Raw genomic sequence first — 25,628 nt, forward strand, 5'->3', positions numbered from 1 at the left:
GCCGTTCCTCTGATCTTTTAGGGAATGACTGGATTCAGTGATATAATACTGTTATTATACATGATCAACGTCTTCTTTCCTAATCTTACCACAGGGAGGAATTGCCTTTGCTACAGGTTAACGGTGAAATAGAAGGTATAAAAAACAGTATTCTTAAAAAGTTAGACGGTTTCTATACTTACCAAATTCCTAGAGACCATTTGTGGACACAGGAACTCATTGAACAACTTGCCGAAATCTCTTCGCAGGTGAACAAGGAAATTGCCGTGTATGCCGACCGCAAAGGCCGGATCACCGATGTCAGCATAGGAAATCACAGTACCGTGAAGCTGGCTGAAGTGGAGCAGAAACACAGCCTGCAGCGCCTTTCGGGCACCCGCTGTATTCATACCCATCCCAAGAGCAGCGGTTTATTGTCTTCCATGGACATCAGTTCCCTGAAGCAGTTGAATCTCGATGCAATGATCGCCATCGGGATCCGGAATAACCGGGCTGAAGACCTTTATGTTGGCATTCTGTCACCTACGAACATTGAGGAGGTCAATATTTTCGGACCCCTTGCGGCTGATATAGATGACTTTGCGTTGCTCTTTCAAAATATCGAAGATGCCGACAATGTACTCAGGAAATTGCCTGCAGAAAAAGCCAAAACAGGTGAACGTACCATACTGGTTGGACTGCAGACACGGTACAGCAGAGACCTATACGGAATCAGCGAAGCGGAAGTCTCGTTTGCTGAACTCGAAGAACTGGCCAAAACAGCCGGCGCCTTGATTGTCGGCCATTTGATGCAGAAAAAAGAAACCCGCGATTCCTTAACGATCATCGGCCCGGGCAAGCTCGAAGAGCTTCAGCAAATGATCCAGACACGCCAGGCTGATCTGGTTATCTTCGACGAAGAATTAACCGGAACCCAGCAGCGCATCCTCGAAGAAAAGCTGGGGTTGAAAGTTCTGTCCCGTACAGGCCTGATTCTGGATATATTCGCCCAGCATGCCCGTTCCAGGGAAGGAATCCTGCAAGTAGAGCTAGCCCAGCTCGAATATAGACTTCCCCGCCTGACAGGAACCGGTGTAGTGCTTTCTCGTCTGGGAGGCGGCATCGGAACAAGGGGACCAGGTGAAACAAAACTGGAAACTGACCGTCGTCATATCCGCTCCCGGATTGCTCATCTGAGAGAACGCCTTGACGATATCCGTAGACAACGCGGTGTTCTCCGCGGAAACCGCCAAAAAAACAATATCCCGGTTCTGTCCATTGTCGGTTATACCAACGCCGGGAAATCTACCCTTTTAAATGCGTTGTGCGGCTCGGATGTCTTGGCCGAGGACAAACTGTTTGCTACGCTTGATCCGACAACCCGCAAGCTTCCCTTAAATAACGGCAGTACGGTCCTGCTTTCCGATACGGTAGGCTTTATTCGAAGACTTCCGCCTAATTTGCTCGATGCCTTTAAATCAACCCTGGAGGAAGTCGTATTATCCGACCAGATTTTGATTGTGGCTGATGCTGCTGATCCTCAGGTCGAAGACCACATCCGGATTGTCGATGAAATCCTGGCAGAACTTGGTGCAGGCAGTAAACCGACCCTGATTGTCCTCAATAAAGTTGACCGTTTGCATCCGGACAACCGGATCAGCCTTTGGCGCGAAACGCGGCCTGTTGTAGAAATTTCTGCTTTGCAGAGGAGCGGGTTGGAAGAACTGAAGCAGGCCATCGAGAAAGAACTGTTCAGTGACCACATTCAGGTTAGTCTGAAAATTCCTGTTTCCGATGGAGCCGCATTGGCCTGGCTATATGCGAATACGAAAGTTCTTGAAGTCGTCTATGATGAACAAGTTACCCACGTCGAAGCGGAACTCGCCGCTTCCTTACTGAGCACTGTGGAGAGATATAGAGTCTCTGCTCCATGATAGCACTGCTCATGCCTCTGAACCGGTAGTTCCACTGCCTTTCCGCTTTTCGTTCTATTACAGTTGACTTACGGCTAGTTCAATTAACAAACCAATGGTAAGCAAAATCCCAAAAAGTGTATTGGTCTGAGCCACACTTTTCATTCCCGGCATCATTTCAGCCGGGAATTTTTTGTTGCGGAATCCGTTCAAGGCCTGAAGAGCATTCGGAATGCTCAGCAGGACCAATAGTGCCCAGACAGGCAGAACACCTGCCAGGGTAAGTACAACTACCCAAAGATTGGCCACCAGGAACATTCCCGCCATGAATTGTACAGCCCTGCGGTGTCCCAACAGAATGGCGAGTGTATGGCGCCCGTTCAGCTGATCCCCTTCCCGGTCACGTATGTTGTTGGACATCATGATTGCTCCGATTAGAATCAGATTCGGAACAGAAATTAAAAAGACGTCCCAGTTAATGCTGCCGGTCTGAACAAAATAGGCAATCAAAATAATTCCTGATCCCATAAAGAGCCCGGCCAGCAATTCTCCAAAAGGCGTATAGGCAATCGGGTAAGGCCCACCCGTGTACAAATAACCGACAGCCATACAGCCCAGGCCAATCAGGGCCAGCCACCAACTGCTGCTACTGCAGATGTAAATACCCAGCAGTGATGCAATCAGCAAACAAACCAAAGCCAGACTCAGAACTGTCCCTGCTTTTATTCCGTCCCTGGTGATCGCACCGGCGATGCCAACGGATTCCGCTGTATCCAGTCCCCGGATAAAGTCGTAATACTCATTAAACATATTCGTGGCTGCCTGGATTAAGATTGAAGCAATCAGCATTGCCGCTACCAGTCCCCAGTTTAAGCCGTCTCTAATCTGCCAAGCCAGTGCCGAACCAATCAGAACCGGTATGAATGAGGCCGTAAGGGTGTGCGGACGAAACAACCGCCATAAAACCTCCCTGCGGTTTGATTGCATCTTGGCCCCCGAAGGGGATGATTTTGTTTCCATTATGATTGCTCCTTTGACTCAGTCTATGATTATTCGGTTCCTCATCATTCATTCGAAGTTCGTTTTTATCTTGTGCTGGTCAGAAGCTTAAAGCCGATTGCTCCAAAGATGGTCGCCGAGACAATATTCATAACCTTGGAAAACCCGGGCTTCTCTAAAATCCAATTTCCTAAAGAGCCGGCCGAGTAACCGATAAATCCAAAAATCAGCGCAACAAGCCCCATAAAGATAAGCCCTAAGAATATCATCTGCAAAGGAACGCTGCCAAATTCAGAATTGACAAACTGAGGCAGGAATGCCAGGAAAAAAAGGGCGACTTTCGGATTGAAAACATTCATATAGAAACCTCGCAGCAGCAGGCCGCGGTGATCGAACCCTTGTTGGTCAACACCGGCAGTCAGCGGGTCATTCCGATGTTTGATCGCTTTATATGCCAAATAAAAAAGATAAAGCGCCCCGCAGGTTTTAAACAGAACAAAGGCGACTTCTGACGTCTTGAATATGACAGATAGCCCCAGCGCCGCGGCCAACGTATGAACCGAATTACCCAACGTCAGCCCGATTGAAGTAAAAATGCCTGCCTTCTTTCCCTTGGCTATACCCTGGGTTATCAAAAATACAATGTCCGGACCGGGTGCCAGGATCAGTACAATGGACGAGGTAATAAACAGCAGGACCGCAGATAATGAAAACACGTTCAGTTCTTCCTCTCTTGATTTAAAGCTCCGGATCGATTGCCTTTGGGCAGCAGTCTGTAAACTTCAGCATAGATTTCGCTTAAGGGAAGGTCATGCTCCCTGGCAAGTCTTTTACAGTCTTCATATTCCGGTTTCGATTTGATTCTTTCCGCATCTAAATAAGAATATTTTACATTGACCGGACCGTACCGGGTCTGCATCAGCATATTCTCCCGGCGGAGTATCGTTTTTTCAACTGGATAACTGCGCAAACCAATCGCCGATGTTTCCCGCAAAATAACTTCCCCGACAGCTGAGATCCCTTCCTTGTTGACTAAAGCGCTTAATTTTGACCCCGGCCGCCCCTTCTTCATGATCACCGGCGTTTTAAAGACGTCCAGGGCTCCGGCAGCAACCATCTTTTCTTCAATATATTCATAGAATTCCGGATTCATATCATCAATATTCGTTTCCAGCATCCACTGTCTTTCCTGCTGTCTGAATCCGGGAGCAGTCTTTTCAGCTCTCTCCCCAAGATATACCCGTAGAATATTGGGTATTTCCAAATCCCGCCGGCCAATCCCATAACCGGTCCGGTGAATGATCATATCCACATTGTCCGTATATTCTTGAACATTCGCAGCCAGAATAGCCGCTCCTGTGGGCGTCGTCGTCTCAAAAGGCACGATTCCGGTCTTTACCGGGACACCCTGGAGCAGCTCTGTTACGGCCGGTGCAGGAACTGGAAGCAGGCCGTGCTCACAGCGCACAAATCCACCACCAAGTTCCACACTGGAAGCGACGATCCTGTCAGCTTGCAAGTATTCCAGGCAAACAGCCGACCCGACAATATCGAGAATCGCATCCACAGCCCCGACCTCATGAAAATGGACTTGCTCGGCCTTTATTCCATGAACCCTTGCTTCCGCATCCGCCAGAATGGCAAATGTCCGGATGCTTCTGTCTTTCACAGCTGCTGACAAATCAATTTCCCTGATCATTTTAGTGATATCGGCTAACGTTCTCGCCTGCTGGCTGGAATGGTGGTTCACGGGATCTTCAACCGTTATCTCTACGCGTGTGCCTTCAATTCCATGCTTGCTTTCAGAACGGATGTTTATTGTATATTGCTCATTGATTTGAAGTTTAGCCAGCTCAGCGAGCAGATGATCCTTTGGGACGCCAAGATCGAGCATCGCTCCAAGATTCATATCTCCACTTATGCCGCTGAAACAGTCATAATAGATAACTTTCATCAGCCACCTCTTTTTACAGTTGCCACTACATTCGTTCCCAAAAAATCCCCCGCCGGCAATAACCATTGCTCTGTCCATAACCAGCTGGGCGTTGCGTAAGATCCTAAATACTCAATTCAACATTCATTTGAATAATCCTTGTGATTTTTCGCAGAATTGTGCCGCCATAACCATAAAAAGTTGTTCCCGTTCTCATTCAGAAGATAAGTCCAGGTTACTGAAGGAGTTTGCAGGACTTCTTTTTTGTGCACAATTCCGTTCTGATCAATTTGAACGGTATGAAACGCACTGACAATTTCCGTCTCAATTCTATCGGACAATTCTCGAAAGCCTTCCATAGCAATGCGGTTAAACTCCGTTAGCGGATTTTTTTTGCCCAGCGCTACCAAATAAATGCTCTCCCGGACATCGGAGATATAGGCAAGATATTCCGCCCAACATTTATCCAGATAATGAAGCGTAAGCTGTTTTTCAATTTTTTGCATAAGCTTCGTTCCATATTTCTCAGACAAAGACAGATATCTTTCCGTAGCTTGAAGCTGCAAATGATGCAACACCGTTTCATCTCTCAGGATCCGGAATCTTTTCTCAACAACGATCCGCCGCTGGTGCTCAATCATCGAGGAATACTCCCACAACTGTCTCCGGATATCTTCATGATATCCCTCAATCATTTTGATTCCTCTCGTTATTTCGAGTCTGACAACAGGATCTGAAACGGGACCTTCCTGATCCTGAGGACAATGGTCTTTCGGAATAAAGCGGGCAAGCTGATAATTCTTGATCAGTTCATCTTCCAGACTGATAAAGAATCTGCTTTCTCCCGGTTCACCGTGTCTTCCAGCTCTTCCCCTGAGTTGATTGTTCACCCTGCGGCTTTCAAAAAGACTTGTTCCGATGACATATAAGCCTTCGGCAGTCATCACTTTTTCTTTTTGTTCTTCCCTGGCTCCGCCCAGCTTGATATCGATACCTCTGCCGGCCATATTCGTAGAAACCGTAACCGCTCCCGGTTCTCCGGCCTGCGCAATGACTCCGGCTTCCATTTCATCGTTCTTGGCATTTAAGACCCTGCACGCGATTCCCGCCTGACGGAGGTCAGCCGCCAAAGACTCCGACTCTGCGACGCTTCCTGTTCCGACCAGTATAGGCCTGCCCCGGAGATGTACCCTGTTAATCTCTTCGAGTAATGCTTTTTGCTTGGCTTCCCGGCTTGTAAATATCCAGTCAGGATGATCTGCACGGATACACGGCCTATGGGTAGGAATGACAACAACCTCCATGCCGTAAAATTCGTTGAATTCACCGGCTGAGGTTACGGCCGTTCCTGTCATTCCAGAAATCTTCGGATATAAGCTTAAAAAATGCTGCAGCGTGACTGATCCCAAAATCATCCCGTTCTTCCCCGAATTTATACCTTCTTTGGCCTCCACGGCTGCCTGAATGTCCTCGGGCCAGTGGCGTTTGTCGGCAATACGTCCCGTATATGGATCGATCAGTTCGATCCTGTCGTTGCGAAGAATATAGTCCTTATCCCTTTTGAGCAAGACCTCTGCATGCAACGCGCAGTTTACCCTAGCCAGCAGCTGAAGATCTTGGGCCTGGTAAAGATTACTTTTGTTCAGCATTTTTTCTATATGCTGAAGTCCGCTGTCAGTTAAAAAGACATGATTGCCGTTCTGGTTTAATTCAAAATCCAGGAGAGGCCGCAATTCTTTCACCAGTCCGGCGAGGTGGGACAGATCCTCTCTGCCCCCGCTCATTTCTCCGGCAATCACCAGCGGAATCCGTGCTTCATCAATTAAAATTGAATCGGCCTCGTCAATAATTGCATAATGAAACGGGCGCTGAACCAGCTCCTGCTGCTCCAAACAAAGGCAATCCCGCAGATAATCAAAACCCGCTTCTTTAGCCGAGGCATAGGTTATATCCGCCGAATAAGCCTTTTGCCGTTCCGTTAAAGCCATACCTTCGCTGACACATCCAACCGACAGTCCAAGAAATTCATAGACCGGTCCCATCCAGCTGGCATCCCGGGCTGCCAGATAATCGCTGAATGTGAGGATATGTACACCTTTTCCGGCTAAAGCGTTCAGATAAGCCGGCATGACTGCTGACAGGGTCTTACCTTCTCCAGTCTGCATCTCAGCAATCTTCCCCTCATGCAACACAATCCCCGCAATCAGTTGTTCCGCAAAAGGAAACAGGCCCAAGACCCGGCGTGATGCCTCCCTGGCCAGCGCAAAAGCTTCCGGCATCAGCAAATCAAGCGAACTTCCGCTTGTGGCCAGGAGTCTTAAACGCTTCCCGATTTCTTTTATTTGCTTCTCGTCTGCCTGAGCAAGTCGGTACTGTTCGATTTGTTTCAGTATGGCATCATAGGCTTTCAAATTATAGGTCAGCGCATACTCCCGCTGCCTCATAAACCAGCTGATTTGTTCCAGCTTCGCTTTGAATCCGGCTGGATTGAGTCTATCCGTAAGAAATTTAAACATAAAAATACCTCTCCTTATAAATATACAGAAATTCCGCTGTCAGGAATTAATACCGACAGCCATTCCGGATTATTACAAAGAAAGGTTTCTGACAAGTTTCAGGAGATGGAACATAATAAGCAGCATCAGCGTGAAGAAAAAGACAATATCCAAAGATAGGGTAAAGTGGTTCGAAGCACTCGCAAAAAGAGCAGCAGAAAGAAACAGGCTTCCGCATAGCATTTGACACAGGAAACCATTGCGAAGCGCCTCCCTCTCAGCAATATACAGCCAGAGTAACACCGAACAGGCTGCATAGGCCCGGGATTGCATCCCCTGTAAAATTGTTTTCCGGATCCTATTTACCACCGGAATGAGTACTGAAATCATCAGCCCCAGGATAAACAAATCCAACATTCTCATACCCTCTTTGAATCTTATTATACAAAATATCTTCGCTTAAAAATATCCCATTAGAAAAAATAATCTACGCCAATCCGTGTATAAACATAGAAAGCCCTTGTCAGACGGCAGACATATACCCTGCACGACAAATATCCTCCCCCCAAAAAAACCGAAGAAAAATGAACAATAATTAATATCAACAAACCCTAAGCCTCTACTTGCTTAGGGTTTGTTCTATGTGGAACATCCATAAATTGAGCTTATAAAGTCTTTGCCATCTCATTTAATTCTCCGCACATTGCGGTAATTTCCTCAATACTGGCTGTGACTTGTTCTGTTGCTGCAGCCTGTTCCTGGCTGGCATGCAATGAACTTTTACTCATATCTCCAGCATCATTCACTTTGGCTTTAATGGTATCCGTTAATTCCTGGATTCGGGGAACAGTGCTCTTAGATTGTTCTGAAAGCTTTCTTATTTCTTCCGCCACAACACCAAATCCTCTGCCTGATTCCCCGGCTCGGGCGGCCTCAATTGCTGCGTTCAGACCAAGCATTTTTGTCTCGTCCGCTATTTCTTTTATGAAGATAGAAACCTTATTAATTTCTTCAGAAAGGCCGATAATTTCCTTAATATTGTTGTTCAGATTTTGTTCGTTGGAGTGAATACTCGTAGCCTCCGCTGCGAGCTCTTCAATTGCTGCAGAAATTGCAGACAAGCCATCTTCAAGATTTCCTGAAATAATGCGCAGGTGTGCTGCTGTTTTTTTGGGGATAATGACTCCCAGAGAAGCGACTATTTCGTCAGGATTGTCTTCGTCAAAGAGCGGGTAATTTGTTTCTAAAACAGGGAAACCGTATATCTCTGCTCCACCTTCTTCTGAAATAGGCTTTTTCGTTTTGATGGTCCGGGAAGCAACATCTTCTTCCTGAATAACATGGCCAACAGGAAGAGACGATATATCAAATTTTCGAGAAGCCTGCCGGTAAACAACCTGAGTTAAATCCGTCATGTAAATAACCGAACCTTCCTCGAACATCTCAGCCAAAACAGGGGCAAAATCCTTAAAGGCAGCAGCCACAGGGTGTAATTTCGGTAGAAAAACAGAAAATGCACCGAGAACATTGTCAGTATCATCAATAATTGGCATAGCGACAATGATGAGTCGTTGACCATAGACGATCCGGGGAACATTCTGTGAGACTGTTTTTTTATTACGCACTGCATTCATCATCACGCTGTTGCTCTCAACATGATACCCAACCTCAAACGAATCTAAGTGGAAAGAATCTGAAGAAAATCTCCAAACAATTGTATCTCCTTCCGTTACGCAAAACATAATTCCGCCCGGAACCAGATGGCCTAGGGTTTCTGCCAAGGATTTGCATGAATCTAAAGCCGAAAATTTAATCATATTTGTTCCTCCATTTTTAACTAACAGATGCAAATATTTCGTTTTTTAATTTCGTGACATCCAGAAGCATAATCAAGCGATCCTCAACTTTACAGATCCCTTTGATGCAATTATTGCCTAAATGAGCGATTTCGACATATAAACTTTCGATGGACTCTTCACCTACACTCAGAACCTCCGAAACGTCATCCACAATATTGCCTAAAAGCATTCCTTCCAGGTTAAGTATCAGCAACCGGCTGTCATTTTCTGTTTCCGTGTTTTCAAGACCAAATCTTTTTCTAAGGTCTACCACGGGAATAACTTGATCTCTGAGGTTTAACATACCTTCTATGAAAGAAGGCATGTTCGGCACTCTGGTAATGTTTTTGGGAATTCGTATTATTTCCTGGGCACAAGAAATGTCAATGCCGTAATCTTCTTTGCCCACAGCAAACACCACCATTTGAATATTTTTCAAAATATCACCCCCTTTTTATAGTTATTTATATCGTATTTTTTATGCTATCGTTTAAATAGGTTATATTTATATCAAAACGATAGACTAAAGCTAATAATCCCAAACAGAAACTTTTTTAATAAATTTGAATTTAAAATATTTCCCAAAAATAAGAAAAAAGCAACAAATATTATTATAGCTTTATAAATAATTAATATTGATAAAATATTTAGATAATTGAAACAATATTTGGCTAAACGTACTAGATAAACGAAGGAAAGGAGAAAAATGTGATGCAGCAGAAAGAAATAGTCAGAAAAATTGTCGAAACGTTTTATGGTGCTACAGAAATTACAACCTTGTACGTCCCGTTAACACTGGTTAATCACCCTTCAATTCTAAGAGGATCCAACTATACATTCTTGATGGACTATTTTGAGTTTGGTGAAATCATCAATTTTCTTACAGCTTTGTTTGAACAAGACTCTTTTGACTTGAATACTTATCATACTGTTATTACCAAGAACTTCTTTGTCTATAACATTGTAAGGATCGGGTACAAAACAAAAAAAATAGGAGCGGTGGTTTCTGGGCCGCTCATCGTTCATGATCCTCCAGAAATAGTTCTGGATAATATTCTTAGGTCTCGATTATTATCCTTTCAGAAAAAGCAGGAGTTCAAGAGCGCGTTGAAAACAGTGCCTTTGACCACTTTAAAACGTATTGATTACCTGGGAAGATTGCTCCTTGTGTTATGTAAACCCAATGTCAAGACATTAGTCGGCTCGAAGCAAAGTTTTCACTGCTGGGAAGAAAGAGATCCCAAGGCAGGATATAAGAATTTGCTTAATCCCTGCCTGGAGGAGGATAGAAAAAGCCATTATGACATGATTTATTTTTTTCTTAAGAGTGCTAGAGATAACATCATCCGCGGAGATGAAAGAGGAATACAACTGCTTCTCAGAAAATCCGGGGACTTGCTATGGCAAACACGGGCCTACGATAAGCAATATATTTCTTCCCTAAAATTAAATTGCATCATTACAGGCAGTATTTGCTGTCTTTATGCCATTCAGGGAAATGCTCCCTATGAACGGATGATGTCTCTGCTGGAGCGTTTTATTGTCAAGATAAATAAACAGAGTTCACCTGAAGAGATTATTATTCAAATGGTAGAAATCTCTAAAGTGTTTACACACGCCGTTTCTGTCTTAACCTGTAAGGAATATTCGATCCATATAAACCGGGCTTTACAGTATATCAAACGTTATTATGCTGAAAAGATCACTTTAAATCAGCTGGCTAGGTATCTTGGCCTAAGCCCTTCATATCTTTCCAGTCAAATAAACAAAGAAACACACTTAACACTTGCAGGCAATATTAATAAAATCCGGATTGAGCAAAGCAAGGATCTTTTGCTGAATTCCAATAAGCCCATTAAGGAGATTGCTGATGCGGTGGGATATAACTATCAAAACCATTTTAATTCTATTTTTAAAGGCATAGTTGGGATGACCCCGCTAGAATTTCGAAAAAAGGGTTGTTAAAATAAATTAAAACTAGATAAATTAAAACATCCGGCACATTGCTAAATGCCCGGACGTTTTTTAGTCTCTATTATTAAAATTCTGGGAACAAGTCTTTTATTTATCCAGATGTCATCTAATCTCCAATATCGGAGATTTCTTTAAGTTTCTTGCTTCGTGGCGTATACGCGGGCACACCTAACGGCTTACAATGTCAAATTGTCAAGGTGTAGGTGTCGTTTGACCATAGGTCAAAATTTAAAGCGAATAAAGAAGTGCATTGCAAATGGCTGCAGCAACATTGCTTCCGCCTTTTCGGCCTCTGGCTACGATGTAGGGAACGCCGGAAAGCATGATCAGCTCTTTAGACTGCACAACGTTGACAAAGCCGACAGGAACTCCAATCACCAGTACCGGCTTAATCTGTCCTGACCGAATAAGCTGGTCCAGTCTGATCAGTGCTGTAGGTGCATTTCCGACGGCGATGATCAACGGTTCCGTAATGGTACTGGCCTTCTCCATGCAAACAGCCGCGCGTGTGCTGCCCTTTTCTTTAGCTTCCTGTGCTACATCCTGATCGGATATAAAGCAGTAAACCTTTCCGCCATATGCGCCTAGTTTGCCGGCATTAATTCCAACGCTGGCCATTTTTGTATCTGTTAATATCGATGCCCCATTTTTAATGGCACTAAGCGCAATCTGCACGACATTGTCGGAAAAACACAAGCTATGAACATAATCAAAATCCGCCGAAGTATGGATCACCCGCTTGATGATTGGGGCTTTCTCCATATCCAGTTGGATATCCCCAAGCTCTTCTGTGATGATCGCAAAGCTTCTTTTTTCAATCTCCTCTGGCAGTACATTTTCAAATCGATGCTCCATGATTATTTACCTTCCTACTTTTTCTGGGTTAATATTGGGGGGTTCATTTTGATTCATGTCTTATTTTAGCTTTCTTTATGCGCTACGCTTACTCCAACAGGCCAGACCGATAACACAAACACCGGGTTCTGTCCCGTAAAGAGATGATAATTCGCCAGCTTTCTGGCTTTGGAGACCATTACTTGAACAATCTCCACGTCATAAACAGTCTGATCGTTATAGTAATCCATGGCTTCATTCAGGGTTTCCAGCGTAATCGCATTGATAACAATTCCCGCAACCGGGTTTTTGGCATAAACCGTATCGAGTATTTCCTTCAAATTGCCGCTGCTGCCGCCGATGAAAACCCTATCCGGTGGCGGAAGCTCTGCGATTCCGTCCGGTGCCGTATTTTTGATAACAATAAGATTCTTCACACCGAATTTCTCTTTATTCCTTTGGATGAGCTCTACCGCCTGATCTTTTTTTTCGATCGCATAGACAAATCCATCCGACTGCTGCAGTGCCATTTCAAGTGCAACAGAACCGGTTCCGGCTCCAATGTCGTAGGTGGTATCGCCCTGGCGGAGACGTAGCTTAGAGAGAGAAACCGCCCGGACCTCCTGTTTGGTCATAGGCACATCACCACGCACAAACCATTCATCTGGAAGCCCGTGCGTGATGCAGGCCCGGTCCAGCGGCGTTACATTTTCAATTATCATGACACTCAGTGAGGCGAAGGGCTGTTCAATAAATTCTTGGGCCATTCCGGTGCAAATCCTCTCATCCGAATAGGATAGGTTTTCACCAATACTGACTTTGACATGAGCTAAGCCGAAATCACAAAGTCTCCTGCAGATGGATGCCGGGTTCTGGTCTCCACCTGTCAGAACAAATACCTTCCTGTTATTCATCACTTTTCCGACGATATTGTTGGCTCTGCCGTGCAGGCTGCAGATCACGGCATCGTCCCAGGCAGTTCTGAGCTTCGAAGCAAAATACTGAAGTGATCCGATTCCACAGATCAATCGGATATTTTGAAAAGCTACAAGGTTTTCAGATTCCAGTGTGCTGAGGAGCGACTTTGCCAGGCTGTAAAAACCAACATCCCCAGACACCAGAATAGAAACTTCATAGGTGCATGTGCCGGCCGATTGCAGCGTATGCAGAAGTTCCCTGATCTGCCGGTCATGGGTTGCATAATATAAATCTTTTCCATTTGCCAAGTCCATCAATCCTGCCAGGATACGCTTGTCACCAATCAGACACTGGCTTCGTTCTATCGCCTCCGCTGTCTCACGAGTCTGCTGCAGGAGATTGCCCGGACCCATGCCAATAATGTTTAGCCGCAGCATTTTGCGTCACCGCTCATTTCCTTTATCCGATCGACAACAATTTGTGCAAGTCTCTTATCTGCCCCCAAAGTTTGTCCAAAGCTGATTTTTACATTGGGGTATTCTTTCAAGAATCCATCAATTTCAGCCGGGATATCCTCCAGGATATGAACGCCGTCAAACAGGAAATACGGAATGACCTTGATCTCTGTAACTCCCCGGTCAACAAGTTTTTTCAGGCCAGTTTCCAAGTTGTTATCCGAGAACTGTAGGAAAGCATATTCAATTAAATTGGTATTAAGATCGGACTTCAGTTCTTCCTTTACCATCTCAATGATTTTCTGCAGCGTATTTTCCGTTTCACTTTGTCTGCTACCGTGAGCTAAGATTAAAATTCCCGTCATCGCACTCTTCCCTTTCCAAAAATAATTCCTTAATTGAAGATTCTAACTTCATTACCTGGTGTTCTAATGAAATCGGTTATTCAAATTTAGAGAGATCTTAAGGCCTTCTCTGCACACTCCAGCGTCCGGTCAATATCCACTTCCGTATGGGAATTAGAGATAAATGCCGCTTCAAATTGCGCAGGGGCAAGATAAATTCCCTGATTCAGCATGGCACTGAAGAATCGTCCATACATCTTCGTATCACTGGTCAAGGCATCGGTATAATTATAGACTTCCCGTTCGGTAAACAACAGCGTCGAAAGCGAGCCGATACTGTTTACCGTCGCCTTTAGGCCTCTAGCTTTGATCAGTTCCCGTAATCCGTTGCTTAGTCTTACTGAGAGACTATCGATATGCGTATAGATCTGTGGGTTGTTTTTAAGAATAGAAAGCTGCGCAATACCTGCAGCCATGGCCACAGGGTTTCCGCTTAAGGTCCCTGCCTGATAGACTCCTCCGCAGGGTGCGACCTGCTGCATAATTTCTTTTCTTCCTCCGTATGCCCCGACCGGCATGCCGCCGCCAATAATTTTTCCAAAAGCCGTTAAATCCGGCTTGATGCCAAACAGTTCCTGGGCTCCGCCAAGACCAAGCCTGAATCCAGTAATAACCTCATCGGCAATAAGCAATGTGCTGTTTTCAGTACAAAGCTTTTGCAGTTCCTGCAGGAAACCCGGCTTCGGCAGGACAACACCCATATTGGCAGGTACAAGCTCAACAATCACTGCTGCAACCTGATCTTTATTGTTTTCAAATAAGGCCTGCACACTGCCAATATCATTAAATACCGCTGTCAGGGTATCAACGGCGCATCCCGGAGGAACACCGAGGCTGCTCGGTACACCGGAAGACATAACTCCCGATCCTGCCTTGACCAACATTGCGTCGCTATGCCCATGGTAACAGCCTTCAAATTTTATGATTTTATTTCTACCGGTAAAGCCGCGGGCTGCACGTACTGCGCTCATCGTTGCTTCTGTTCCGGAATTGACCATCCGAATCATTTCAATCGACGGAACCAGGTCAAAGATCAATTGGGCCATCATGACCTCTGCTTCTGTAGCAGCGCCAAAACTCAAGCCATTTTCAGCCGCTGCCGTCACTGCCTTAAGCACTTCCGGGTTGGCATGTCCGAGGATCATCGGCCCCCAAGAGCCGATATAGTCGATATACTCGTTACCGTCTACATCATAGAGTCTTGCCCCTTTGGCACGGCTGATAAAGCGCGGCGTATCGCCGACAGACTGAAAATTACGCACAGGACTGTTGACTCCGCCGGGCATCAGCTGTTTAGCCTTTTCATATAAAATTTCCGATTTCATAGCTTGTACCTGCCTTTTAACTGTTAAATCTTAACCGATTCTTCCTTCACTGATATACGCCGCAATCTCCGGTGCAAAATATGTGATCAGCATATCGGTTCCTGCCCGGAAAAAACCCACGGTCGTTTCACAGATCATCGCGGCTTCATCAATCATTCCGGCCTTGGCTGCAGCCTTGATCATGCTGTACTCTCCGCTGACACTGTAAGCAGCCAGGGGAAGGTCAAATGTCTCTTTGAGCTTGGCAATCACATCCAGGTAAGCCAGAGCCGGTTTGACCATCAAAATGTCCGCCCCTTCCAGTACATCAAGTTCTGATTCCCGGACGGCTTCCCGCAGATTATGATAATCCATTTGATAAGTTTTCCGGTCTCCGAAAGACGGTGCACATCCGGCTGCCTCCCGAAAAGGTCCATAGAAGGAGGATGCATACTTGGCCGAATAGGACATAATCGGTAGGGTCGTAAAATGGTGTTGGTCCAACGCTTCGCGGATGGCTTGTACCCGTCCATCCATCATATCGGATGGCGCTACCATATCTGCACCGGCCTGGGCATGGGATACTGCCACTTTGGCCAGTATTGACAAAGTGTCGTCATTATCCACTTCCTTGCCTTTTAATAGGCCGCAATGTCCGTGACTGGTATATTCGCAAAGGCATACATCTGTAATGACATTAATCTGTGGAAAGCTCGACTTGATTTTCCGAACAGCCTGCTGCAGGGCACCGTTTTCGTTATAGGCCTCACTTCCGGTCTCATCCTTGCGACTGTGCTCCGGTACCCCGAAAAGCAGAACACTGCCGATACCAGCCTTGATGACGGTTTCCACCGCATGTTCAACCCGGTCCGGGCTGTAGCGCTTCTGGCCGTCCATCGCTGCGATATTTTCTTCAATTGCACTGCCTTCCTTGATAAATATCGGGTAGATCAGGGCACTTTTAGAAAGACGAGTTTCACGTACCAACTCCCGGGTAACGTTGTCTTTTCTCAATCTTCTCGGTCTGATCGCTTCCATCGGTACCTCCTTTAGCTGCCATTTACTGCTACTGCGAGATTGCCTCAATCATACTGTCCAAAGTAGCTTTTTCGGCAATAATACACTTCATCCCGTGACTTCGGGCGGCTTTGGCTGTTTCTTCACCAATGCAAACTGCCATCACCTTTGTAAAATCCAGCTGCGGCAGGGCGCTGACAAATCCTCCTACTGTCGAAGCACTTGTAAATGCAGCATAATCAAAATCATAAGATAAGATCGCTTCTTTCGCAAAAATGTTGCTGTCCGATTCGTAGAACGTGTCATAAACCGGAATATCTTCATAGCAGATTCCCTCTTGATCAAAAATACGGTTCAAATCTTCCGAGCCCTCCCTGGCCCGTAAGACCAACACTTTTTCTCCAGGTGTCAGAACGTTGACGAGGCCGCTGGCAAGGCTGACGACGTTATAGCTTTCCGGCATATACTCAATGCGAATGCCGCGCTGGGTAAACACCTTGGCCGTCCCGGCTCCGATAACCGCGATCTTAATCCCGTACAGGTCACGGATGTCTCTCCCCATTTCGTACATTCTGTCAAAGAGAGCCTCTACGCCGGCCGCGCTGGAAAAAACAAGCCAGTTATATTCTTTGATCCGCTCCAGTGCAGCATTAAATGCTTTATTGTCGCTTATTGGTCTGGTTTGGATACATGGGAATTCCAAAGCTTCCCCGCCGAGATCTCTGATCTTCTGACTAAGGACGGAATTAAGTTTTTCCGGACGTGTTACCACCACACGTTTACCTGCAAGCGGACGCTTCCCTGCCCATTCGAAATTCTCGGACAAGGAACAGACCTGGCCGATTACGATAACAGATGGGTTGCGGATTTCCGCCTTTGCAGCGTCATCCGGCAGGTTGCCGACTGTCGTCAGAAGCTTGCGCTGTCTTGCTGTCGTCCCTCTTTCGATGACCGCCGCCGGCATATCCGAAGCCATTCCAGCATCCAGCAACCCTTCGGAAATACTTTTGATCGCCGATACTCCCATCAGGAATACCAGCGTTCCTTTCATGTTTACAGCAGCCTGAAAATCAATATTCGGAGTCTCTCCCTCTTTTGTATGTCCAGTAATGATATGCAGGGAAGAACAAAAGTCCCTGTGGGTTACCGGGATTCCTGCATAAGCAGGAACCGCGATAGCCGATGTTACCCCCGGCACTACCTCGAACGGAACCTGATGTTCATGGAGCAGTTCCAATTCCTCTCCGCCACGTCCGAACATAAACGGATCTCCGCCCTTCAGACGAACGACTGTCCTGCCTTCCAGGGCTTCTTCCAGCAGAATCCGGTTGATCTCGTCCTGCGGGATACGATGATAGGTCGGCAGCTTGCCGACATCTATTTTTTTTGCGTCTTTAGGGATTAAATTGAGGATTTCAATACCTACGAGCTTGTCGTAGATGACAACCTCTGCATTCTGAAGAACACGCAGCCCTTTTACGGTGAGCAGTCCTGCATCAGACGGGCCTGCCCCAACCAGCCAAACTTTTCCCGTTCTCTTTTGCTCCATTTATCTTACCTCCGCAAGTAGTCTCGTTGCCAACCTGTATCCTATTTCCGCCGCATCCCTGCGGTCGCCGGTCATGCTGCCTTTGGCCTTTTCACCGGTTTCAACATCGACATAGAGGCCGGTGATCCTGACTTCTGTACCATGCACTTCGGCAAATGCCGCAGCAGGTGAACTGCACCCGCCGTCAAGTTTTTGAATAAAGGCTCTTTCAGCCAGGGCTGCTGTCTGAGCATCTTTGTCATTGATACACGCCAAAAAGTTGAGATCCTCGCCTTTTCTGCCCTGAATCGCCAGGATTCCCTGTCCGGCAGAGGGAATCATTTCCTCAGTGGGAAACACCCTACTGATACGGTTTTCCAGTGACAGCCGCTTAAGTCCTGCGAAAGCCAGCAGCAGAGCACTGAATTCACCTTCGTCCAGCTTTTTGAGCCGGGTAAGTACGTTGCCCCGCACAGGCTTGACGTCTAAACCGGGATACAGATCTAAAAACTGGATTGTTCGGCGTGCGCTGGAACAGCCAACAGCCTTTTCTTTGTCTAGATTTTCTATAGATCCTGTCCCCTGCGGCAGAACCAGTACGTCCCGAGGATCTTCTCTTTTAGAAAATGCCGTAATCGGCAGGTCCTCCGGTATTTCTGCCGGCATATCCTTTAAACTGTGAACAGCGATATCAATTACACCTTGACAGAGCGCCCTGTCCAGTTCTTTCACAAAAAGGCCTTTTCCTCCTATTTTGTCCAACGTCTGTTCCAAAATGACGTCCCCTGTGGTCTTCATGGTAATAAGCTCAAGTTCCAATTCAGGATGATTTTTTCGGATCTGCTCCATAACAAATTGTGACTGGATCACCGCCAGCCTGCTTTCCCGGCTGCCGACAATTATTTTCCTTTTTCCCATTCGGCTACCTCTATTCTCATTTAATCAAAGTTACTTTTATTGTTTGTTTATTTCATTACGTTATTTATTTGTCATTATTTATTCGTCCAAGTGTTCATTCACGTATAGCCTCAGCTTCTCTGCTGTCTTCTTAGCCTTCGTGTGGTCTTCCCCGCTGGCCGTGAGCCCGATCACCACATTTCCCTTCCTGACCACTGCCGGGAAATAGAATGTACATAGCTCCTTACAATCTGCGACACTGACAGGGATTCCATACCGGGTGCATTCTTCGGCAATTTGACGGTTTACTTGTGTTTCATTGGTTACTGCTAGAACCAAGTCAGCCCCATTACAGTCCCCTTCCTGATACTTGCGACAGAGCAAAGTGACTTTTTCATTACCTGCCAATTCTTGTTTAAGTTCCGGGACAAGTTCAGGCGTAATCACGGTAATGTCGGCATCAAACGGCAGTAATGTTCTGATTCTTCTTGCCGCAATCTTTCCGCCCCCGAAGACAACAATCTTTTTATTCTGAAGAGAAACAAAAAGCGGAAACCAAGGCTGATTCGGACGCTGTTTCAGAGAATAGTCCCAGGCAAGCTTGTGCAAAACCTGTTCCTTGTTGTAAAACGTATGCTGTTGCGCATCTTCTTTCTCATCTATTTTACCCGAACGTTCCAATATCTCCAGTTGTTCCGGCCGCCTGATTAGAATCACTGTAATTCCCAGCTCGCGTGCTGCTTCAATTTTTTCCTGGAATCCTCCGGTCTCTCCGGAGTCTTTTGTCACCAGAAATCTTGCTTGGGATGCTTTCAGCATGGCAATGTTCAGCTCTTTGGAAAATGGGCCCTGCATATAGCTTATATTAGACTTCTTAAAGCCCAGCTTTTCACACTTATCCATTACATCCTGCATCGGAAGGACCCTGGCAAATACCCGCTCCTGATAGTCCTTGATTCTAGTAAACGTTTCAATCTCCTTGCTTCCGCAGCTCAGAAAGACGTTCCCGGTCTTATCATTTAATACCCGTACCGCATCCTCGCTGTTGTCCGCATAAATCATGTTTTCCAATATATTCGTGTTAAATGACGGATTATTCGAGACCAATCTGCCCGGTTCCCTTTGCAGACGGATATAGTCCGTTGCGGTTTCGCGGCAAGCTTCGCAGATATTGTCCGTAACAATTTGGGCGTAAGGATGTGTTGTATCAATGACACAGTCCGGCTGAACCTCCCGAATGAAGGCGGCCATTTCTTCCCGGCCCAAACGTCGCGCTTGGATGTGAAGATTTTGATCCGGTTCAATCAGCTCCCTGCCATAATCCGTGGCCACTGAAACATACACTTTTGCGTTACTTCGCCGCAGCTCATCAATCAGCTCCCTGCCTTCAGTTGTCCCGGCAATGATCCAAAATACCGGCATTTTCATCATTTTCTATATCCTCTCGGTGTGACCAGTTTGTTGTTGATTACCCTTGTCTGTGAATTCCCGATAATGACAGTCGTAAACATATCAACTTTCTTCTCTCTCAATTCAGTCAGGCTGGAGACAATTTCATAATTCTCGCCCTCTCTGCCGATGCTGCGGACAATACCGGACGGCAGGTTAGCATTCTGATAGCGCATCACAATATCGCAAGCCTTTTTCAAATAATCGTGCCTTTTGATACTCGATGGGTTGTATAGTACAATGACAAAATCTCCCTGGGCTGCCGCTGCAAGCCTGGCTTCGATTTTCTCCCATGGCGTTAATAGATCACTGAGGCTGATGACTGCAAAGTCATGAATGAGCGGCGCTCCGAGAACAGCTGCACCGCTGCAGGCCGCTGTGATTCCTGGTATTACTTCGACCTCGAGGAAAGGATACGGCTCTGCCAGCTCCAGCACAATTCCTGCCATGCCATAGACCCCGGCATCCCCGCTCGAGACCACAGCAACCGTTGCGCCTTCCAGCGCCTTTTCAACCGCGGTCCTGCAGCGATCCACCTCTTTCTTCATCGGCGTAGCAATTAACTTTTTATCTGGAAACTGATCCTTGATTAAATCGATATAAAGCGTATATCCGACTAAAATATCACTGGCCTTAAGTGCTTCCTGCGCACGGTTTGTCATTTGCTCCGGTCCGCCCGGTCCTAATCCCACGACATATATTTTCATTGCCCTTCTTACCTAACTACTTTCTCTAAATTTGTAAAACATTCATCCCACAGATCCCGGTCAATACTGTCCCTAAACCCAAACAGCACCGAACTTACTGCCTTTTCTGCCACTTGCGCCAGCCTGTTTTCAAAGAATACTTTGTCTTGGTCGCTTAAATTCAGGTACGCAAGATCTTTTTGCAAATTCCGGCATATCCTTTCCGATGTTGAATTGGATATGCTTTGCAGTAGTGGCAGATAACTGCGGATTTCAAATGATTCTATAAATTTGTCAATATGTTCATCAATAATTTCATAAGCCGCTGCTAAAGCATTCTGGTTTCTGAGCTCTGCCTTCCCTAGACCCAAATTGTCCATATCCAGTAATGTAATATTCTCCATATCTCCGACTTTTGGTTCGATATCCCTGGGTACTGCCAGATCACAAAAGATTCTTGGCCTATGATTCTGCGCCAGAGCTGAAATTAAGGCATCAGCTTTAATCGTATAATGTGGGCTGGACGTCACGCTTACCACTACATCCATGTCGGCTAGCACCGTATGGCGTTTTTCGTAATCCACGCCCGTACATTGTTTCGGCAATAAATAAGCTCCGTGTTTACGCTGTCTTAAGGTGATCAAAACCTCCGCCCCGCAATCTGCAAGCTGTGCGGCGACAATCTTTCCCATCTCGCCGTTGCCAATGACCAGACACCGCTTTTCCCCCAAGTCAGGAAAGACTTCCTGGATCCGCTCCAGAGCTTTCGTTGCTACCGATACGTCCGTCGTCGTCAGCTGAATCTGTGTTTTTACTTTCTTCGCCGAGGTTATGGCCATCTGAAAAAGTTTTTCCAGATAAAGGTCAGCAGTACCTGTCTCTCTGGCCTCTTCAATGGCTTTTTTAATTTGGGATAAAATTTGGCTTTCTCCCCAAATCTGAGACTTCAATCCGCAGGCAGTTTGAAAGAGGTGAACAAAGGCCTCACGGGACTGCCGAATAACAAATAAGCGCTCATATTTATCCCTGTCTTCCTTCTCAATTCGCTTCAGACCGTAGAGAATTTCTTTCAAATTAACTAGAGATCCTTCATTTTCGCTGACCCATAGCTCCGTACGGTTGCAGGTGGATATAATTACTGCGCCTTCCACACCATAATTATTTACAGCAGCTTCCATGGCCTGTCTGCTTTGAATCGGTGTAAAGGCAAACATTTCGCGTTCCTTTAATGATGCTTTTTCATGATCGATCCCGATCATTCTAATATTCAAAGCTAACCCTCCATTCCTTCTGAGCAAGAGCTATTGTTACCCCATTCCCGGATACTTTTCGGCTAATCAGCCCTCCGCCTGCGCTTACCATTAAGGCAGCCCGCTCGCAGACATTGCCGACACCGGTAATACTACTTACAAATTCCGATTCTGTATACTTGCCTGGTACGGAAAGAAGTTCATCTGAACTAAAAAAATGCAGTGGCAGATTATTTTTTGCGGCAAAATCAAGCAGCCCCTGTTCTTTTGTTTTGAGGTCAATACTGGCAATGCCCGCGATGGCCTGAAAGCTGATGCTGTTCCTGCTCAACTGCTCAAGGACAAGATCCTCAATACGCTGTAGCGGCGTACCCCTTCGGCAGCCAATTCCGAGATACACCGTCCGGGGAACGATATTCAGCGTTATGGGATAGGGTTTTAATCTGTCATTCAGAGAAACACAAATGCCAATACCCATGTTGTTTTCATTCTTCTCCAATAAACGCGGCATCTCTCCTTCTATGTCCAGCTCACTATAAAACCCGACCGGCTTTTCTGCCAATAGTCGTGCCGAAATTTCTTTCGCTGCTTTCAGATCCGAAATCCAGGCGTTATGGAAAGCTGCCCATTCATCGACCGAAAAAAGCCTGTTTATATCCGTTGCAGTCGTTATCACAGGGATTGCGTTTAGCGCTTCGGATATCCTGTCCGCCAGCATGTTGGCGCCGCCGATGTGGCCGGAGAGGAGCGGTATAACGAACCGTCCCTTTTCGTCAATACACAAAACGGCCGGATCTTTCGTCTTGTCCTGAACAAAGGAGGCGATTGCCCTGACGGCAATCCCGCAGGCCCCAACAAAAATTAGCGCATCTTTTTCTGCAAACTGTCTGCCTGTGAACACCTTTAAATCCGGGGCAATGGGCTCTGCCATGCCGGCTGTATTGACGGCCACGATAAGTTTTTCCGGCTGATAGCAGGCGGTATGATTACCTTGAGCATCCAACATCTCTTTTATTTTCAGGCTGAGAGCGACTCCATTGGCGGTAAAAGCCAGGATGCTTATCTTCATTTCAAATCCTCGGTCCAAGAAGGCAGTGGATCGTTTCCTTCCCGGAATTCATGCGTAAATGCCGGATCGTAAAGTTTAGATCTTTCAAAGTCGTTTCCCAAAAATCTGCCCACTAGAATCAAGGCCGTTTTGGTGATATTGTTCTCTTTAGCTGTTCTCGCCAATGTCCCTACCGTACAGCGGAACTGCTTCTCATCCGGCCAGGTTGCCTTATAAACAATCGCTGCCGGAGTGTCAGCGGCGTAACCGCCTTCCATAAGCTTGGCACTTAAGTTTTCCAGCATCCCTGTACTTAAGAAAATTGCCATGGTCGCCTGATGCGACGCCAGGAGAGCAATGTCTTCCTTAGGCGGTACCGGGGTTCTTCCTTCCATGCGAGTAATAATTACAGTTTGGCTGATATCCGGCAATGTATACTCCTTCTTCAAGGAGGCAGCAGCTCCGAAAAACGAGCTGACTCCAGGTACGACTTCGTAATACTGGCCCTCGGCATCAAGCAGATCCATCTGCTCACGGATCGCTCCGTAAATGCTTGGATCGCCGGTATGCAGACGCACGACCAGTTTACCTGCCCGGGTGGCAGGAACCATCACAGCAAGCACCTCTTCCAGTGTCATCCCGGCACTGTCGTAAACGGTGCATTCCTTCTTCGTAACATTCAATAGCTCCGGGTTGACCAGCGAGCCTGCATAAATCACAACATCGGCCTGTTCCAAAAGCGTCTTTCCGCGAACCGTGATTAAATCTACCGCGCCCGGACCGGCCCCAATAAAATAAATCATCTGACAATCTCCTTTTCTTTCACAATGATCGTGGAAAAATAGCTTGCTTTCCCCTCGGCTACACTGATATCTTTTATAACTCTCTCTGACGGCATCCCGCAGCATTCCACCATCTGGGTATGCTTAACCAGATCTTTGCTGATAAGCTCTTCCTTAACCTTGCCAAATTCCCTTCCTGATTTCATCAGCACCTTGGTTCCGCCCCAGTCCAGGTAATCAAAGGATCCTTCATAGGATGCGGGGATAATGTGCAGTGGCTGGGCACCCTCGCAGAGAGGCACATTGAGCCTTGCTGCTACAGCACAGAAGGACGGGACCCCCGGAATCAGCCGGGCATCATAGCCTGCTTCCAAAACCCGGTTATGCAGATAAATATATGTGGAATAGATTGATGGATCCCCCAGCGTAAGAAAAGCCACAGATTTGTTTTGTTTGAGCTGGTCGATGATCTGTTCAGCTGCTTCCTGATGGCTTTGCTCCAGCATTTGGGCATCCCGTGTCATCGGCATGTAAAGTTCCAGTATTTCTTTTTTGGAGAGGTCCACAGCCTGTTTGGCAATATTCCAGGCGGTCATTTCTTTTTCATCCGTCCGCGGAACAGCAATAAGATCTGCCTCGCTGATGATTCGGACGGCCTTTAAGGTCATCAGTTCAAAGTCTCCCGGACCTACGCCTATTCCGTATAATGCTGCTTTCATGATGGCTTCATCCTTCTTATTTTATTGACTATTTCATCCGCCTGCGGTGTTTTGCCCAGGATACCCTGTTCATTGGAATACAGGATCACACCGGCTTTCACCTTATTCTGCAGGCGGTAATTCACATATTCATCAATTTTTAACATGATGGACTCAAATACCTGGCTTCTAAGCCCGTGCCGGTCTAATACCGTAACGGCCTGCGGTGCTGTCAGGCTAGCCATAATTTCTTTGACTGTCTCCTTCCCGGCACCGTGTAAGGCAGCATGTACGGCGATAACTTCCATGCGGCAGTCCGCATAGCGGGAGTGGGTATTCATAATGCCCGCTGCCAGCTTGACCAATTTTCCGGCATGTCCAATCAGCAGCAGGCCGTCAAAGCCTAATTCCACGGTAAAATCCAGCATTTCACCGATATAATTGCTGCAGTGAATCAGAGAACTCTCCAGCCCCAGCGTACTGCGGACAAAAGTTTCACCGTAATTTCCCGGGCAGACCAGAAGATCTCTGCAGCCCTTTTCTTTCTGCTGATTCATCTCCAGTCGAATCGTATCGATCAGGGCCTTTTCGCTCATCGGCTCCACAATTCCTATTGTTCCCAGAATAGAGATTCCGCCAACAATGCCCAGCCGTGGGTTAAAGGTTCTTCTGGCAATGGCCTCCCCTTCCGGAACTGATATCGTAATTTCCAGGCCTCCCTCATAACCGTACTCGGCACAGACTTTCGCCACTTCCGACATAATCATACTTCTGGGAACAGGATTGATGGCCGGTTCTCCTATAGAACAGGCAAGCCCGGGCTTAGTGATTCTGCCGACGCCCTGGCCGCCATCGACCTGAATATTATTATGGTTCGCTCTGGTGACCGTCGCAAAAATAAGGATGCCGTTAGTCACATCCGGGTCATCGCCGCTGTCCTTTTTTACGGCACACGTCACCTGGTTCAAGTCTCTCCGAACTTCCAGCACCTGCATCGCAACCGGTATCCCTTTCGGTGTCGCAATGGCTATTTCTGTGCACAGGTCTCCCGAGAGCAGCATTACCGCCCCAGCCTTGGCAGCAGCAGCCGCACAGGATCCCGTAGTAAAGCCGCATCTCAGTCTTTTATTCTGTTTGATGACAAAGAGTTCACCGGATTGACTGTTTTGTGGACTGTTTTGTTCATCGTTTAGATGGTGGATGTCATGATTTATCATTTTTATATTC

At 46.6% G+C, this 25,628-nt stretch carries 23 protein-coding genes; 2 read left to right on the top strand and 21 right to left on the bottom strand.

All coding sequences use genetic code 11. The features are described from left to right. Positions 1 to 107 precede the first annotated feature (107 nt). The gene (gene hflX, locus AAH944_RS14220; RefSeq protein ID WP_415535429.1) at positions 108 to 1,913 is read left to right on the top strand and encodes a GTPase HflX; all 1,806 of its coding nucleotides are present in this window, start codon (positions 108 to 110) and stop codon (positions 1,911 to 1,913) included. 57 nt (positions 1,914 to 1,970) lie between these two features. Here the strand turns inward: hflX and AAH944_RS14225 are convergent, their stop codons facing one another. From AAH944_RS14225 to AAH944_RS14255, 7 genes are all read right to left on the bottom strand, one after another. Beyond that, entirely contained in the window at positions 1,971 to 2,912 is a 942-nt protein-coding gene (locus tag AAH944_RS14225) for a 1,4-dihydroxy-2-naphthoate polyprenyltransferase (protein WP_415535430.1), read from the bottom strand. A gap of 65 nt (positions 2,913 to 2,977) precedes the next feature. After that, positions 2,978 to 3,607, bottom strand: coding sequence for a LysE family translocator (locus AAH944_RS14230; RefSeq protein ID WP_415535431.1), 630 nt, complete (start codon positions 3,605 to 3,607; stop codon positions 2,978 to 2,980). Between the two features lie 2 nt (positions 3,608 to 3,609). Beyond that, a complete protein-coding gene (gene larC, locus AAH944_RS14235) occupies positions 3,610 to 4,845 on the bottom strand; it encodes a nickel pincer cofactor biosynthesis protein LarC (protein WP_415535432.1) in 1,236 nt (411 codons plus the stop codon). 116 nt (positions 4,846 to 4,961) lie between these two features. Then, positions 4,962 to 7,340 (bottom strand): accessory Sec system translocase SecA2, encoded by a 2,379-nt coding sequence (gene secA2 / locus AAH944_RS14240; RefSeq protein WP_415535433.1) that lies wholly within the window; start codon positions 7,338 to 7,340, stop codon positions 4,962 to 4,964. A 72-nt stretch (positions 7,341 to 7,412) separates the two neighbouring features. Beyond that, positions 7,413 to 7,736: a hypothetical protein gene (locus AAH944_RS14245; protein WP_415535434.1), complete on the bottom strand. Its 324-nt coding sequence runs from the start codon at positions 7,734 to 7,736 to the stop codon at positions 7,413 to 7,415. Positions 7,737 to 7,984: 248 nt separating this feature from the next. Continuing rightward, on the bottom strand, positions 7,985 to 9,136 hold the full coding sequence (locus tag AAH944_RS14250) for a methyl-accepting chemotaxis protein (protein WP_415535435.1): 1,152 nt from the start codon (positions 9,134 to 9,136) through the stop codon (positions 7,985 to 7,987). Positions 9,137 to 9,152: 16 nt separating this feature from the next. After that, on the bottom strand, positions 9,153 to 9,596 hold the full coding sequence (locus AAH944_RS14255) for a chemotaxis protein CheW (RefSeq protein ID WP_415535436.1): 444 nt from the start codon (positions 9,594 to 9,596) through the stop codon (positions 9,153 to 9,155). A gap of 272 nt (positions 9,597 to 9,868) precedes the next feature. Between AAH944_RS14255 and AAH944_RS14260 the strand changes: the two genes are divergently transcribed. Further along, positions 9,869 to 11,122 carry a helix-turn-helix domain-containing protein gene (locus tag AAH944_RS14260; RefSeq protein WP_415535437.1) on the top strand — a complete coding sequence of 418 codons (1,254 nt, stop codon included), beginning with the start codon at positions 9,869 to 9,871 and terminating at the stop codon, positions 11,120 to 11,122. A 237-nt stretch (positions 11,123 to 11,359) separates the two neighbouring features. On the opposite strand, the gene AAH944_RS14265 is transcribed toward AAH944_RS14260, so the two are convergent. From AAH944_RS14265 to cbiD, 14 genes are all read right to left on the bottom strand, one after another. Continuing rightward, positions 11,360 to 11,986 carry a precorrin-8X methylmutase gene (locus AAH944_RS14265; protein WP_415535438.1) on the bottom strand — a complete coding sequence of 209 codons (627 nt, stop codon included), beginning with the start codon at positions 11,984 to 11,986 and terminating at the stop codon, positions 11,360 to 11,362. 65 nt (positions 11,987 to 12,051) lie between these two features. Beyond that, positions 12,052 to 13,320, bottom strand: a complete 1,269-nt coding sequence (gene cbiE / locus AAH944_RS14270; RefSeq protein ID WP_415535439.1) for a precorrin-6y C5,15-methyltransferase (decarboxylating) subunit CbiE — start codon at positions 13,318 to 13,320, stop codon at positions 12,052 to 12,054. Then, positions 13,308 to 13,703 (bottom strand): sirohydrochlorin chelatase, encoded by a 396-nt coding sequence (locus AAH944_RS14275; protein ID WP_415535440.1) that lies wholly within the window; start codon positions 13,701 to 13,703, stop codon positions 13,308 to 13,310. Before AAH944_RS14275 ends, cbiE begins: the two co-directional genes overlap by 13 nt. Before the next feature lie 86 nt (positions 13,704 to 13,789). After that, positions 13,790 to 15,067 carry a glutamate-1-semialdehyde 2,1-aminomutase gene (hemL, locus tag AAH944_RS14280; protein ID WP_415535441.1) on the bottom strand — a complete coding sequence of 426 codons (1,278 nt, stop codon included), beginning with the start codon at positions 15,065 to 15,067 and terminating at the stop codon, positions 13,790 to 13,792. A gap of 30 nt (positions 15,068 to 15,097) precedes the next feature. After that, the gene (gene hemB, locus AAH944_RS14285) at positions 15,098 to 16,084 is read right to left on the bottom strand and encodes a porphobilinogen synthase (protein ID WP_415535442.1); all 987 of its coding nucleotides are present in this window, start codon (positions 16,082 to 16,084) and stop codon (positions 15,098 to 15,100) included. Between the two features lie 28 nt (positions 16,085 to 16,112). Then, positions 16,113 to 17,612, bottom strand: a complete 1,500-nt coding sequence (gene cobA, locus AAH944_RS14290) for a uroporphyrinogen-III C-methyltransferase (protein ID WP_415535443.1) — start codon at positions 17,610 to 17,612, stop codon at positions 16,113 to 16,115. Further along, positions 17,613 to 18,509 carry a hydroxymethylbilane synthase gene (gene hemC / locus AAH944_RS14295; protein ID WP_415535444.1) on the bottom strand — a complete coding sequence of 299 codons (897 nt, stop codon included), beginning with the start codon at positions 18,507 to 18,509 and terminating at the stop codon, positions 17,613 to 17,615. Positions 18,510 to 18,587: 78 nt separating this feature from the next. Continuing rightward, complete coding sequence (cobK, locus tag AAH944_RS14300) at positions 18,588 to 19,919, bottom strand: precorrin-6A reductase (protein ID WP_415535445.1); 1,332 nt, start codon at positions 19,917 to 19,919, stop codon at positions 18,588 to 18,590. Further along, positions 19,916 to 20,644, bottom strand: coding sequence for a precorrin-3B C(17)-methyltransferase (cobJ, locus tag AAH944_RS14305; protein WP_415535446.1), 729 nt, complete (start codon positions 20,642 to 20,644; stop codon positions 19,916 to 19,918). The genes cobK and cobJ overlap by 4 nt, the downstream gene beginning before the upstream one ends. A gap of 8 nt (positions 20,645 to 20,652) precedes the next feature. After that, a complete protein-coding gene (gene hemA / locus AAH944_RS14310) occupies positions 20,653 to 21,894 on the bottom strand; it encodes a glutamyl-tRNA reductase (protein ID WP_415535447.1) in 1,242 nt (413 codons plus the stop codon). Further along, complete coding sequence (locus AAH944_RS14315) at positions 21,884 to 22,942, bottom strand: cobalt-precorrin 5A hydrolase (RefSeq protein WP_415535448.1); 1,059 nt, start codon at positions 22,940 to 22,942, stop codon at positions 21,884 to 21,886. Before AAH944_RS14315 ends, hemA begins: the two co-directional genes overlap by 11 nt. Beyond that, positions 22,939 to 23,724, bottom strand: a complete 786-nt coding sequence (gene cobM / locus AAH944_RS14320) for a precorrin-4 C(11)-methyltransferase (protein WP_415535449.1) — start codon at positions 23,722 to 23,724, stop codon at positions 22,939 to 22,941. The genes AAH944_RS14315 and cobM overlap by 4 nt, the downstream gene beginning before the upstream one ends. Further along, positions 23,721 to 24,422, bottom strand: coding sequence for a precorrin-2 C(20)-methyltransferase (gene cobI, locus AAH944_RS14325; protein WP_415535450.1), 702 nt, complete (start codon positions 24,420 to 24,422; stop codon positions 23,721 to 23,723). The genes cobM and cobI overlap by 4 nt, the downstream gene beginning before the upstream one ends. Next, a complete protein-coding gene (gene cbiD, locus AAH944_RS14330) occupies positions 24,419 to 25,618 on the bottom strand; it encodes a cobalt-precorrin-5B (C(1))-methyltransferase CbiD (protein ID WP_415535451.1) in 1,200 nt (399 codons plus the stop codon). The genes cobI and cbiD overlap by 4 nt, the downstream gene beginning before the upstream one ends. Positions 25,619 to 25,628: the final 10 nt, after the last annotated feature.

Origin of the sequence: Dehalobacter sp. CP (assembly GCF_047652685.1) — a bacterium.
In the GTDB taxonomy this organism is placed as follows: Bacteria; Bacillota; Desulfitobacteriia; order Desulfitobacteriales; family Syntrophobotulaceae; genus Dehalobacter.